The sequence below is a fragment of the Pseudarthrobacter niigatensis genome (assembly GCF_030812615.1).
GTDB lineage: Bacteria > Actinomycetota > Actinomycetes > Actinomycetales > Micrococcaceae > Arthrobacter > Arthrobacter niigatensis.
The window spans coordinates 409,467-422,705 of record NZ_JAUSTB010000001.1; the positions used below are offsets into that span (position 1 = coordinate 409,467).

A 13,239-nucleotide genomic window follows, 5' to 3' on the forward strand; every position below is an offset into this window, starting at 1 on the left:
GCGCTGCGGCGGGCGCGGCGGACCCGGCGGTAAGCTCGGACAATGAGTTCAATCCGCCCCGCAACCCTGCAAGACGTACCCGCCATCCTCCGGATGATCCACGAGCTGGCGCGTTACGAAAAGGAACCCGACGCCGTCCGGAACACCCCGGAAATGCTGGAGCAGGCCCTGTTCGGCGTGAACCCGCGCGTCTTTGCCACCATGGCCGAGGACAGTGCCGGCGCGGTGCAGGGCTTTGCGTTGTGGTTCCTGAACTATTCCACGTGGGAGGGCGTGCACGGGATCTACCTGGAAGACCTGTACGTCAGCCCCGCTGCCCGCGGCGAAGGGCACGGCAAGGCCCTCCTCCAGCACCTGGCGGCGATTGCCGTGGAGAAGGGCTACGCGCGGGTGGAATGGAGCGTGCTGGACTGGAATGAGCCCTCCATCAACTTCTACCGGAGCCTCGGCGCGCGGCCCATGGACGGTTGGTCCACGTTCCGCCTGACGGGCGTGGCACTGGACCGTTTCGGCCAGGCAACCTCCGCTCCCGCTGCCGCCCATGGCTGACGTGCGCCGGGCATCAGCCCCCGCTTCGGGACATGAGGTCAGGGCCAGGCACGAATTCCGCGGGATGCGCACGGTGGAGCACTATTTCACAGTCCCCCTGGACCATGCCGAGCCCGCCGGCGAGGCCATCACGGTTTTCGCCCGTGAATACGTATCCGCCGCCCACACCCCGGAGGCCGCCGCGCAACTTCCCTGGCTCCTCTTCCTGCAGGGCGGCCCGGGCGGGCGCGGCAACCGGTGGGGCTCCCTGGGCGGCTGGAGCAAGGCCGCAGCGCAGGACTTCCGTATCCTGATGCTGGACCAGCGCGGCACCGGGCTCTCCACCCCCCTTGACCGCAACACCCTGCCCGGCCGTGGGACCGCCGCTGAACAAGCAGCGTTCCTGGAGCACTTCCGCGCTGACTCGATCGTGGCGGACGCCGAGTTGATCCGCCACGCACTGGGCTCGCCCGCCTGGACCGTTTACGGCCAGAGCTACGGCGGCTTCTGCGCCCTGACCTACCTGTCGTTCGCGCCGGAGGGACTGCAGGAGGTGCTGATCACCGGCGGGCTGGCGCCGCTCTCAGGCAGCGCGGATGACGTGTACCGGGCCACCTACCAGCGCGTCGCGGCCCGCAACGACGAGTACTTCGCCTGGTACCCGGAGGACAGGGCTACGGTTGAGAGAATCGCCCGCCACCTCCGAAGCACCTCCGAATTCATGCCTGACGGGAGCCCGCTCACGGTGGGGCGGTTCCAGATGGCGGGCGCATTCCTGGGCGGCAACACCCGCGTGGACAGCCTCCATTACCTGCTGGAGGACGCGTTCGTGGAGACGTCCGGCGTCCCCCGGCTGTCGGACACTTTCCTGGAGCAGCTGCAGGGGGTGGTCTCACGACGGTCCAACCCGCTGTATGCGCTGATGCACGAGTCCATCTACGGCCAGGACCAGGCCACCAACTGGTCAGCCTGGCGGATCCTCGGCGAGAACCCCTGGTTCAGGCCTGACGCCGAACCACTGCTCCTGACCGGCGAAATGGTGTACCCGTGGTACTTCGAACAGGACCCCGCACTGGAGCCGCTGCGCGAGGTGGCTGACCTGCTGGCAGCCAAGCAGGATTGGAAGCCGCTCTACGACCCCCGGGTGCTGGCGGCCAACACCGTTCCGGCCGCGGCGGCGGTATACACGGATGACATCTACGTGGACCGGGATCTGTCCCTGCGGACTGCAGCCGCTGTGAACGGGCTGCAGGTCTGGGAGACTGCCGACTTCCATCATGACGGGATCGCCGACGACGGTGAGCGGATTTTTGCCCGCCTGCTGGGCATGGCACGCTCAGGCGGCCGCCGACCGCCGGCGTGATGTCCGGGTGACGACGGCGGCGCCCAGGACGGCTGCTCCGGCCAGTCCGCCGAGCAGGTTCAGGCCGAGGTAGCCGGCGTAGCCCAGGACCAGCCCGGACGCCGCCCCGCCTACGGCACCTGCTGCGCCCATCAGCATGTCGGACACGCCCTGCACGGCCACACGGACTTCCCTGCCGACGCTTTCGGCCAGCAGCGTGGAGCCGGAGATCGTCGCAGCAGACCAACCCATGCCCAGCAGGACCAGTCCCACCGCCACCGCGCCGGTTGAGGACTCCCCCAGGCCGGCCACCGCGACGGCGGCGATCAGCAGCATGAAGCCAATAATGATGGTCTCCAGCCTCCCCGCCCTGTCGGTCAGCCACCCCATCAACGGAGACAGCGCGAACATCCCGGCGATGTGCAGGGAGATGGTGAAACCGATGATGACCAGTACGTCGCCAGCGGCAATGTGGCCCGCGTGCTGGCCCGGCCCTTCCACCAGGTGCTGCAGGTGGAGTGGCGTCATGGACATGACCCCAACCATCACGGCGTGGGCTGCGACGACGGCCGAAACCGCGAGCAGCGCAGTCCGGGAACCGCGAATGGCATGCAGGCCGCGGCGAAGCGACCCCCGGCTGCGTGGCGCGGCTGCGGCCGGGCGTTCCCCATCCCCGGGCACGGTTGGCACGATGGACGCCGCGGCAAGCTGCCGTGCCAGCAGGAGCGGGTCAGGCCGCAGGCCGGCGAACAGGAGCACCGCGGCGATGAGGAGGCCGGCCCCGGAAATCACGAACGGGCCCGCGATGGGAGGAAGGCCCAGGAGTGTTCCCACGACCGTTCCGGGCTGGATGAGGTTGGGTCCGGCGACGGCACCAACCGTCACCGCCCAGACCACGGTGGACAATGCCCGGCCGCGGTGTTCGGCGGTGGCCAGGTCCACGGCGGCAAACCTCGCCTGCAGGCTCGCTGCCGTGCCGATGCCAATGCCTGCCGACCCCAGGACCAGCAGGACGAAAAGCCCGGATACAACGGCCAGGACCATGAGGACTGCGCCGGCCAAGGCAGCCGAGAGGCCGGCCACCTGCCCAGCCCGCCGTCCACGGCGTTCAGCCAGCGAGGCCAACGGCAGGGCCGACGCCGCGGCACCCAGGGTCATCACGGTGGCCACCGAACCCGCCCAGGCGCTGGAACCCGAGAGTTCCACGGCCAGGATGGAGCCGATGGATACGGTTGATCCGGTCCCCAGCCCACCAAACACCTGGGCCAGGCTCAACAGCAGGACGGTTCGCCGCTGCACCCGTCGCGCGCCCGGATCCATCGGAATCGTGCGGACCATGGTTCGAGCATAGTCCTGCGTCTGCGCATCCCACAGGGGGTGCGGACCGATGCGTCCTGCGGAGGCTTAAACAGGTAATCCCGGCCGTGGGGCCGGGATTACCTGATGTAAAGAGGCGGGTGCGTGCCTACTCGGCGTCGCTGTGGCTCTTCCGGGCGTCCTCTTCGAGGCGCGGATCGATCTTGGCAGCCTGGGCCTTGGAGCTGAGCAGGCTGGCGAAAACCGCAACGACGATGGTGCCCACAATCACTGCGAGAGAGACGAACGTGGGGATTTCAGGTGCCCACTCGATGTGGTGTCCGCCGTTGATGAAGGGAAGCTCGTTGACGTGCATGGCGTGCAGGACAAGCTTGACACCGATGAACGCCAGGATGAAGGACAGGGCGTGCTTGAGGTAAATGAGCCGGTTCATCAGGCCACCGAGCAGGAAGTAGAGCTGCCTCAGGCCCATCAGCGCGAAGAGGTTGGCGGTGAAGACAATGAAGGGGCTCTGGGTGAGGCCGAAGATCGCAGGGATGGAGTCCACTGCGAACAAGAGGTCAGTGAGGCCGATGGTGATGAAGACGATCACCATCGGAGTGAAGACCTTCCTGCCGTTGACCACGGTACGCAGCTTGCCGCCGTCGAACTTCTCCGACATCGGGATGACCTTGCGGATCTTCGCGATCAGCGGGTTCTCCCGGTCCTCTTCCTCTTCACCCTCGTCCTGGGCCTGCTTCCAGGCTGTCCACAGCAGGAACGCGCCGAAGATGTAGAACACCCAGCTGAACTGCTCGATCACGATGGCGCCGAGCATGATGAAGATGCCGCGCAGGATGAGCGCAATGATGATGCCCACCATCAACACTTCCTGCTGGTACTTCCGGGGCACGGAGAACCTGGCCATGATGATGATGAAGACGAACAGGTTGTCGATGCTGAGGCTGTACTCGGTTACCCAGCCTGCGACGAACTGGCTGCCAAATTCGGGCCCCGTAAACGCAAACATGGCTCCGGCGAATGCCAGGGCAAGGGTGACATAGAAGGTCACCCACAGGCCGGCTTCCTTCATGGACGGTTCGTGCGGCCGCCGCACCACCAGGAGAAGGTCAACCAGGAGAATCAGGCCGAGGACGGCAAATGAGCCAACCTCAAACCACAGGGGCAAATCGAGCACGGGAAAGCCTTTCGCAGGGTACACAAAATGGTGTAAGTCTCTCCGGCCAGCCTGTGCACTTTGTGCTGATGTGGCGGCCCGCTACGCCCGGCAGGGCAACGATGCCCTGCGTGTTGACGATCGTAGCGCTTGGGATACTCCCCTACGTCCTTTAACTGTACCCCAAGCCGGGCATCCGCCCGCGGACGTCAGGCGTGCCCTGCCGCCTGCATCTGGCGCAGCTCCTTCTTCAGTTCGCTGACCTCATCGCGGATCCGTGCCGCCACCTCGAACTGCAGCTCCGCCGCGGCTCCATGCATCTGTTCGGTGAGCTGCCCGATCAGGCCCACCAGGTCCTCCGCCGGTGCGGCGGCCAGCCCGTCGGAACGGACCTGCGCCGCGCCCTTCCTGGCAGCGGCCTTGTTCGCCCCCGTGATGCCACGCTTGCCCTTGCCGTAGTCGAAGCTGCCCAGCAGCGCATCGGTATCGGCGTCTTCCTTGGCCAACTGGTCCGTGATGTCGGCGATCTTCTTCCGCAGCGGTTGCGGATCGACACCGTGTTCCTTGTTGTACGCCACCTGGATGGCGCGGCGGCGGTTGGTTTCGTCGATGGCGTTGGCCATGGAGTCGGTGATCCGGTCCGCATACATGTGCACCTGGCCGGAGACGTTGCGGGCGGCACGTCCGATGGTCTGGATCAGCGAGGTGGAGGAGCGCAGGAAGCCTTCCTTGTCCGCATCCAGGATGCTGACCAGGGACACCTCCGGAAGGTCCAGGCCCTCACGGAGGAGGTTGATGCCCACCAGGACATCGAAGGAACCCAGCCGCAGCTCGCGCAAGAGCTCCACGCGGCGCAGGGTGTCGACGTCAGAGTGCAGGTATTCGACTTTCACGCCGTGGCCCAGCAGGTAGTCGGTGAGGTCCTCCGCCATGCGTTTGGTCAGCGTGGTCACCAGGACGCGTTCATCCTTCTCCACCCGGGTCTTGATCTCGCCGAGGAGGTCATCGATCTGCCCCTTGGTGGGCTTGACCACCACCTCGGGGTCCACCAGGCCGGTGGGCCGGATGATCTGCTGGACGAAACCGTCCGCTTTACCCAGCTCGTACTTGCCGGGCGTGGCTGACAGGTAAACGGTTTGGCCAACGCGTTCCAGGAACTCGTCCCACTTCAGCGGCCGGTTGTCCATGGCAGAAGGCAACCGGAACCCGAAGTCCACCAGGTTCCGTTTGCGCGACATGTCTCCTTCGTACATGGCGCCGATCTGGGGGATCGTCACATGGGACTCGTCCACCACCAGCAGGAAGTCGTCCGGGAAGTAGTCGAGCAGGCAGTGCGGCGCGGTGCCGGGCCCGCGGCCGTCAATGTGCGCTGAGTAGTTCTCGATGCCGTTGCAGAAGCCCATCTGCTGCATCATTTCGAGGTCGTACGTCGTGCGCATCCGCAGCCGCTGGGCTTCGACGAGCTTGTTCTGGCTTTCCAGCACCTTGAGCCGGTCGGCCAGCTCATCCTCGATCCGCTTGATGGCCCGCGCCATCCGTTCCGGGCCGGCCACATAGTGGGAAGCCGGGAAGACGTACATCTCTTCCTCGTCGCGGACGACCTCACCGGTGAGCGGGTGGAGGGTGTGGATGTTCTCGATTTCGTCGCCGAAGAATTCGATCCGGATGGCCAGTTCCTCGTACATGGGAATGATTTCCACGGTATCGCCGCGCACGCGGAAGGTGCCGCGGTGGAAGTCGACATCGTTGCGCGCGTACTGCATGGAAACAAACTTGCGGAGGAGGTCGTCCCGGTTCATTTCTGCGCCCTTGCGCAGGGTGACCATCCCGGAGATGTATTCCTCCGGGGTTCCCAGGCCGTAGATGCAGGACACGGTGGCCACCACGATCACGTCCCGGCGGGTCAGCAGCGCGTTGGTGGCGGAGTGCCGGAGCCGTTCAACCTCCTCGTTAATGGAGGAATCCTTCTCGATGAAGGTGTCCGTCTGCGCCACGTAGGCTTCTGGCTGGTAGTAGTCGTAGTAGGAGACGAAGTACTCCACCGCGTTGTTGGGCAGCAGTTCGCGGAATTCGTTGGCGAGCTGGGCGGCAAGGGTCTTGTTCTGCACCATGACCAGGGTTGGCCGCTGCACCTGCTCGATAAGCCAGGCGGTGGTGGCGCTCTTGCCGGTGCCGGTGGCACCGAGCAGCACAACGTCCTTCTCCCCGTTGTTGATGCGTTCGGTCAGCTCCGCGATGGCGGCCGGCTGGTCGCCCGCGGGCTTAAACTCGCTGATCACTTCGAAGGGCGCTACAACACGGTTGATCTCCTGCGCAAGGCTCATGAATCCAATTTACCGCCGGGCACCGACAGTGATGGGTCCAATCCGTTACGGGCGAACATCCGCCAGGCGTGGAGCGGGGTCAGGAACCGTACGACGGCGGTTCCCACCCGGTGGCTCTGGCCCACGCCGCCATCAGGGGCCAGGCGACGTCAGTGAACCACGGTTCCTTGGCCTCCGCGTAGGACCTGGTGCTGTCCGGGCCCGCGTGCTCCGCCGCAAGCTCCGCCTTGTGCGCTTCATAGAGGCTCCGGGCCGAGGGATCGCTCCGCAGCCAGTCGCGGAACATGAGCGCGTACCGCCATCCAGCCGAACCGTGCGCGCGCACGTGCACATTGACGGCGCGGCAGGGGTCTGCGTTGGCGTGGAACCGCTTCAACCATTCGCCCTGGTCCGGGGCGTTGGGCTTGGGAGTGTCGGCTTCGACGTCCCGTACCGCCGGAAAGCCTGCAGCGGACAGCAGTGGTGCGATCGCAGCGGCGACCGCAAGGTCCGGCACAGCCACCTGGAGGTCGATGACGTCCTTGGCGGAGAGGCCGGGAACAGCCGTGGATCCGATGTGGTCCACTGCCAAAATCTGCTCCGGGGCGGCCGCCGCAATCCGGGCCCCAATCCGGGCCGCCTGCTGCGCCCAGTCAGCCCGGTGCGGTTCCAGGACCGGGCCGCCATTCCGGGCGGCCCGTTGGCCCGCAGCCAGGTTGCGGGCGAAGGGGACCAGCCGCCCGTCCCAGAGCCGGTCCACCTGGACCAGCAGGTGCTGCACCGTACCGGAGTTGTCCAGGACGGCATCGGCAGCGGCCAGCCGGTCACCGCGCGTGGCCTGGGCGTCCATCCGGGCACGCGCTGCTTCCCTGGTCATTCCCCGGTGCTCGAGCATGCGCTGCAGCCGCACGTCGTCCGGTGCATCGACGACCACCACCAGATGGAAGCTGCTGCCCTGGCCCGTCTCCACCAGGAGGGGAATGTCCTGGACCACCACGGCGTCACCGGGCGCCGCGGCCGTGATGGCGGCGGCGCGGGCGCGCACCAGTGGGTGGACGATGGCGTTCAAGGCGGCGAGGCGCTCTGGATTGCCGAAGACCGCCGCGCCCAGACGGGCGCGGTCCAGCCGCCCGCCGTCGTCGAGCATCCCTGCCCCGAACTCCTCCGCGATGCGCTGCAACCCTTCAGTCCCGGGCTCCACAACTTCCCGGGCCAGCGCATCCGCGTCAACCAGCACGGCGCCGCGTTCCAACAAATGCGCGGCCACCACCGACTTCCCTGAGGCGATCCCGCCCGTCAACCCGATTCTCAGCACACCCCCACCCTACTTAGCCGCAGCTGCATCCGGTGCCAATGCGGATAGGCTGAAGGCATGACTGCAGGGGGTGCGGCAGCGGAGCCGCTGGTCCATATCGAGGATTTCCGGATGGATTTCGGTGACACCACCGTGATTCGGAACCTGTCCTTCGATGTCCAGGCAGGTGAGACATTCGGGTTCCTTGGCAGCAACGGTTCGGGAAAGACAACGACCCTCCGCGCCCTCCTGGGCATCTACCAGCCGACGTCCGGAGTTCTGCACATCGACGGAAAGCCCTTCGAACCCGGTGATGGGACCCGGCTGGGGTACCTTCCGGAAGAACGGGGCCTCTACAAGAAGGAACCTGTCCTGGATGTCATGGTGTATTTCGGCCGGCTCAAGGGCCTGGGCAAATCGCAGGCCCGCAGCTGGTCCCTGGCATACCTGGAACGCGTCCAGCTGGCGGACAAGGCAACCATGACCCTGGACAAACTCTCCAGCGGCCAGCAGCAGAAGGTGCAGCTCGGCGTCACCATCATGAACGACCCCGAACTCCTGATCCTGGACGAGCCTACAAAGGGATTCGACCCGGTAAACCGCCGCCTGCTGATGGACATCATCGAGGAACACAAGCGCGGCGGGGCAACGGTGATCATGGTCACCCACCAGATGGAGGAAGTGGAGCGCCTCTGCGACCGGGTGGTGCTGCTCAAGGACGGCACCTCCCGCGCCTATGGGACGGTAGCTGACGTCCAGGATCAATTCGGCGGCACGGTCTACCGTCTTTCCTATGCGGGAGACCAGGTCCTGCCCTCCTCAACGCTGTACGACGTGGTCCGGCAGGGAGGCGGCCGCGCTGAACTCGTCCCGCGGCCCGGCGGCAATGAAGCGGCAGTCCTTCGGGAGCTGGTTGCCGCTGGACTGCCGGTCAGCGGTTTTACCACCTCCAGGGTCTCCCTTGAGGAGATCTTTATCCAGGTATACGGCGAACAGCACGCGGCCGGAAGGGTTTGACCATGACGACGACACCGGCCAGGAAATCCTCCCCCAGCCGCCACAACCTCGGCACCGTGGTGGGCTTCGAGTTTGTCCGCACCACCAAAAAGCCGCGGTTCTGGATCGCGACCCTGGCTATTCCGGTGGTTATGGCCATCATCTTCGGGCTGCTCTTCATCAGCAACAGCTCAAGGAGCGCCTCCGCCGATGCGCAGAAAAACGCTGCCCTGGCATTCAGCTATACGGACAGGTCGGGAATCATCCCGGACCAGGTTGCCGCCGCAATGGGCGGCACCAGGGCGGACAGCTCCACCGACGGGGCCCGTGAGGTGAAGGAGGGACGCATCGAAGCCTTTTTCGCCTTCCCGGCCAATCCTGCCACGGAGGCAGTGAAGGTTTACGGTGCTGACAAGGGCGTATTCGACAACGGCAAATACGAGGCGGTCGCCAAACAGCTCCTGGCCCTGTCAGCGCAGGCCAAGATCGGTTCCGCAGCCATCACCGCGGCCTCCGGCGGCAACATCAAGGTGGAGACGGAAACCTATCGGGACGGCCAGGTCTCCGGCGGTTTCGGAGCCGCCCTGCCGCCCCTGATGTTCCTTGTGCTGTTCTACATCACGATCATCCTGCTCTCGAACCAGATGCTGAACAGCACCCTGGAAGAGAAGGAAAACCGGGTCACCGAGATGATCCTCACTACGTTGAATCCGACCACACTGATCGTGGGCAAGATCATTTCCCTGCTGCTGGTTGGCCTGGTGCAGATTTCCGTGTTCCTGGCCCCAATCGTGATTGGGTATGCCTTCTTTCGCGAGCGGCTTTCGCTTCCGGACATCGATCTGAGGGAGATCGTCTTCGAACCGGGGCCGCTGCTGGTGGGGGCACTGCTCCTGCTGGGCGGGTTCACACTCTTCACCGCCGTATTGGGCGCGATTGGCGCAGTGATGCCGAACGCCAAGGAAGCCGGGGTCATCTTTGGTCCGCTGATGGCCCTCATTTTTGTGCCCTTCTATGCCATCAGCCTCATCCTCAGCGACCCGCACTCCCCAATTGTCCAGGTGTTCACGTATTTCCCCTTGTCGGCCCCGGTCACCGCGATGCTCCGTAATGGCTTCGGCACGCTCGGCCCGGTTGAATCAGTGGTCACCATTGCCGAGCTCTTCATCGTGGGAATCCTGGTCATGCGCCTGGCCATTCATTTGTTCCGCTACGGCTCCATCCAATACACAGGGAAGCTCTCCATCACGAGTACCTTCCGTCGCCGTTCCGGCGAGGCACAACACCAGCCGGCGCCCCACTAGACTGGGCCGGATGCAGGAGCAAGAGAGCCGGGCCACTTCCTACACCACGCTGGCAGCGGGCCGGGACGTCCGGAATGAGCTTCAGGTCAAGCGCTCCAGGTTCATCACGGTCCTCCGGAGGGCGGGCACGGAAGACATAGCCCGTGATCTGGTGGCCGGCCTTCGCCGCGAGTTCCACGATGCCCGCCACCACTGCTCTGCATTCGTCATCGGGCCGGACCGGACCGTCCAGCGTTCAAGCGACGACGGCGAACCCGCAGGCACCGCAGGGATCCCCATGCTCGAAGCGCTGCTGAAAAGGGAAACCGCCACGGGGGTGGCTGACCTCAGCGACGTCAGTGCCGTCGTCGTGCGCTATTTCGGCGGGGTACTGCTGGGCGCGGGCGGCCTGGTCCGGGCGTATTCGGAATCAATCTCGACAGCCTTGGACGTGGCGCCCCTCGTCCGGCGCAGCAGGCGCCGGATCTGTTCCACCGCCGTTCCGCACGCGGCAGCGGGGCGGCTGGAGAACGATCTGCGCGCCGCGGGCATGGTCATGGCGGACACCAGCTACCAGGACCGGCGCGCTGTGCTGCGGATTGCGGTGGCTGACAACGCTGCCGCCATTGCTGCCGCGGCTGACCGGCTGCTCCAGCTAACGGCAGGCGCCGCCGAGCTTACTCCCGACGGGACGGAATGGATCGATGAGCCCCTCGACTGATGTGACACTGGCGGACGTGGATGAGGCAGTGGCTGACCGGCTGCTCCAACTGGCCAAGCGCGACGCCTCCCCTGATGAAGTGGCGCCCCCGCTGGGCGGCCCTGGCTGGAACCTCGAGCGCACGGCCTGGTTCTACCGTTACCACCGCGCTGCCGCCGCCGGGTTGGACGGTCCTGCGGCGGAAAAGTCCTGGGCCGTCTTCAACGGTTCTTGCATTGCCGGCTCCGTCCGGCTCAGGCGCGACCCCACGGCCGGGATCCCCTCTGCGGGGACCGGCATCTGGCTTGGCCGGAGCTTCCGTTCCCAGGGGATCGGCGGTGCCGCCCTGGACCTCGTCCTGGCGGAGGCCCGCCGGGCAGGCCTGAAGCGCGTCACGGCGCGTACCCTGTCCGGGAACCTCAGCGCCCAGCGGCTGCTCACCGCAGCAGGCGCGGCACTGACGCACGACGACGACGGGACGGTCCTCGCCGTCGTCGACCTTTAGCGCGGTAGCGGGAGCCGTCCGGACGGCGGCCAGGGCACCAGGCTCCTATTGACCGGAATGCACGGCGGGCGCTTTAAAGCACAGTGGGCCCCCGCTTTCGCGGGGGCCCACTGTGTCAGCCCGGGAAGTCCGGGCGGTGGCAATTAGTTGCCGGTCAGCTTCTCGCGGAGAGCAGCAAGTGCCTCGTCCGAAGCCAGGGTGCCGGCACCGGTGTCGGTGGCAGCAGGCTCGGAGGAGTAGCTGGTGGCGCCGGAATCGCTGTCACCGGACGTTGCAGCTGCAGCGTCGTCGGCAGCGTGCTGGGCAACCTGCTTCTTGTGTGCTTCCCAACGGGTCTGGGCGTCAGCGTACTGCTGCTCCCAGGCGGCGCGCTGGTTCTCGTAGCCCTCGAGCCATTCGTTGGACTCGGGGTCGAAGCCCTCGGGGTACTTGTAGTTGCCCTCTTCGTCGTACTCTGCGGCCATGCCGTACAGAGCGGGATCGAATTCGGTGCTGTCGGCGTCGACGCCCTCGTTGGCCTGCTTGAGGGACAGCGAGATACGGCGGCGCTCAAGGTCGATGTCGATGACCTTGACGAACAGCTCGTCACCAACGGAGACAACCTGCTCGGCCAGCTCAACGTGGCGCACGGCGAGCTCGGAGATGTGGACCAGGCCTTCGATGCCGTCTTCGACGCGGACGAACGCACCGAACGGAACGAGCTTGGTGACCTTACCCGGAACAACCTGGCCGAGGGCGTGGGTGCGGGCGAAGGTCTGCCACGGATCTTCCTGCGTAGCCTTGAGCGACAGGGAGACGCGCTCGCGGTCCAGGTCGACCTCGAGAACCTCGACGGTGACTTCCTGGCCAACTTCGACAACCTCGGACGGGTGGTCGATGTGCTTCCAGGAGAGCTCGGAAACGTGGACGAGGCCGTCTACGCCGCCCAGGTCCACGAATGCACCGAAGTTGACGATGGAGGAAACGACGCCGGGACGGACCTGGCCCTTTTCCAGCTTGTTGAGGAACGTGGAGCGGACCTCGGACTGGGTCTGCTCGAGCCATGCACGGCGGGACAGCACAACGTTGTTGCGGTTCTTGTCCAGCTCGATGATCTTGGCTTCGATCTGCTGGCCGATGTACGGAGCAAGGTCGCGCACACGACGCATCTCGACGAGGGATGCGGGCAGGAAGCCACGCAGGCCGATGTCGAGGATAAGACCACCCTTGACGACCTCGATGACGGTACCGGTGACGACACCGTCTTCTTCCTTGACCTTCTCGATGTCGCCCCAGGCGCGCTCGTACTGAGCACGCTTCTTGGAGAGGATCAGGCGGCCTTCTTTGTCTTCCTTGGTGAGCACCAGGGCTTCGACCTGATCGCCAACGGAGACAACGTCCCCGGGATCAACGTCGTGCTTGATGGACAGCTCGCGGGAGGGGATGACACCTTCGGTCTTGTAACCGATGTCGAGCAGGACTTCATCGCGGTCGACCTTGACGACGGTACCTTCGACGAGGTCTCCGTCGTTGAAGTACTTGATGGTGGCGTCGACAGCTGCGAGGAAGTCCTCAGCGGTACCGATGTCGTTAATCGCGACTACGGGGGTACCGGGCTTCTCGGTGGAGGTGATGGTCATGTAGTAGGGGCTCCGTTGTGGATAGTTAGTCGGTCAGGCAAACCGGCGCGCCCGCGTTATGGAACGCAGGCGCGATTCTCGGTGAATCCGATGGATTCCCCGGGTCATCCTGATTTGTGGATTGCTTTCAATGCCGTCTTTAGAGGACCGCAAGCGCGTGCACGTGGTACACGCCCGTTCATTCTAGTCGCTGCCG

The 13,239-nt window shown here is 65.4% G+C and carries 11 protein-coding genes; 6 read left to right on the forward strand and 5 right to left on the reverse strand.

The genetic code is table 11. From position 1 onward, the window contains the following. Positions 1 to 42: 42 nt before the first annotated feature. Entirely contained in the window at positions 43 to 549 is a 507-nt protein-coding gene (locus tag J2T23_RS01955; protein ID WP_307356657.1) for a GNAT family N-acetyltransferase, read from the forward strand. Further along, positions 542 to 1,891 carry an alpha/beta fold hydrolase gene (locus tag J2T23_RS01960; RefSeq protein ID WP_307356659.1) on the forward strand — a complete coding sequence of 450 codons (1,350 nt, stop codon included), beginning with the start codon at positions 542 to 544 and terminating at the stop codon, positions 1,889 to 1,891. Before J2T23_RS01955 ends, J2T23_RS01960 begins: the two co-directional genes overlap by 8 nt. Here the strand turns inward: J2T23_RS01960 and J2T23_RS01965 are convergent. From J2T23_RS01965 to coaE, 4 genes are all read right to left on the reverse strand, one after another. After that, positions 1,865 to 3,208 (reverse strand): MFS transporter, encoded by a 1,344-nt coding sequence (locus J2T23_RS01965; RefSeq protein WP_307356661.1) that lies wholly within the window; start codon positions 3,206 to 3,208, stop codon positions 1,865 to 1,867. The two genes, J2T23_RS01960 and J2T23_RS01965, sit on opposite strands and share 27 nt — an antisense overlap. A 127-nt stretch (positions 3,209 to 3,335) precedes the next feature. After that, positions 3,336 to 4,364 carry a TerC family protein gene (locus tag J2T23_RS01970; RefSeq protein WP_307356663.1) on the reverse strand — a complete coding sequence of 343 codons (1,029 nt, stop codon included), beginning with the start codon at positions 4,362 to 4,364 and terminating at the stop codon, positions 3,336 to 3,338. Between the two features lie 188 nt (positions 4,365 to 4,552). Further along, positions 4,553 to 6,667, reverse strand: coding sequence for an excinuclease ABC subunit UvrB (uvrB, locus tag J2T23_RS01975; protein WP_141160524.1), 2,115 nt, complete (start codon positions 6,665 to 6,667; stop codon positions 4,553 to 4,555). Positions 6,668 to 6,746: 79 nt separating this feature from the next. Beyond that, complete coding sequence (gene coaE, locus J2T23_RS01980; RefSeq protein ID WP_307356666.1) at positions 6,747 to 7,961, reverse strand: dephospho-CoA kinase; 1,215 nt, start codon at positions 7,959 to 7,961, stop codon at positions 6,747 to 6,749. A 57-nt stretch (positions 7,962 to 8,018) separates the two neighbouring features. Between coaE and J2T23_RS01985 the strand changes: the two genes are divergently transcribed. From J2T23_RS01985 to J2T23_RS02000, 4 genes are read left to right on the forward strand one after another with little or no spacing between them, the layout of a single operon-like run. Further along, on the forward strand, positions 8,019 to 8,957 hold the full coding sequence (locus tag J2T23_RS01985) for an ABC transporter ATP-binding protein (protein ID WP_141160526.1): 939 nt from the start codon (positions 8,019 to 8,021) through the stop codon (positions 8,955 to 8,957). A gap of 2 nt (positions 8,958 to 8,959) precedes the next feature. Next, complete coding sequence (locus J2T23_RS01990; RefSeq protein WP_307356668.1) at positions 8,960 to 10,240, forward strand: ABC transporter permease; 1,281 nt, start codon at positions 8,960 to 8,962, stop codon at positions 10,238 to 10,240. 10 nt (positions 10,241 to 10,250) lie between these two features. Then, positions 10,251 to 10,940 carry an IMPACT family protein gene (locus J2T23_RS01995; RefSeq protein ID WP_307356670.1) on the forward strand — a complete coding sequence of 230 codons (690 nt, stop codon included), beginning with the start codon at positions 10,251 to 10,253 and terminating at the stop codon, positions 10,938 to 10,940. Beyond that, positions 10,924 to 11,424: a GNAT family N-acetyltransferase gene (locus tag J2T23_RS02000; RefSeq protein ID WP_307356672.1), complete on the forward strand. Its 501-nt coding sequence runs from the start codon at positions 10,924 to 10,926 to the stop codon at positions 11,422 to 11,424. Before J2T23_RS01995 ends, J2T23_RS02000 begins: the two co-directional genes overlap by 17 nt. A 143-nt stretch (positions 11,425 to 11,567) precedes the next feature. Here J2T23_RS02000 and rpsA read toward each other — a convergent pair whose 3' ends face one another. Beyond that, complete coding sequence (gene rpsA / locus J2T23_RS02005) at positions 11,568 to 13,043, reverse strand: 30S ribosomal protein S1 (RefSeq protein WP_018761235.1); 1,476 nt, start codon at positions 13,041 to 13,043, stop codon at positions 11,568 to 11,570. Positions 13,044 to 13,239: the final 196 nt, after the last annotated feature.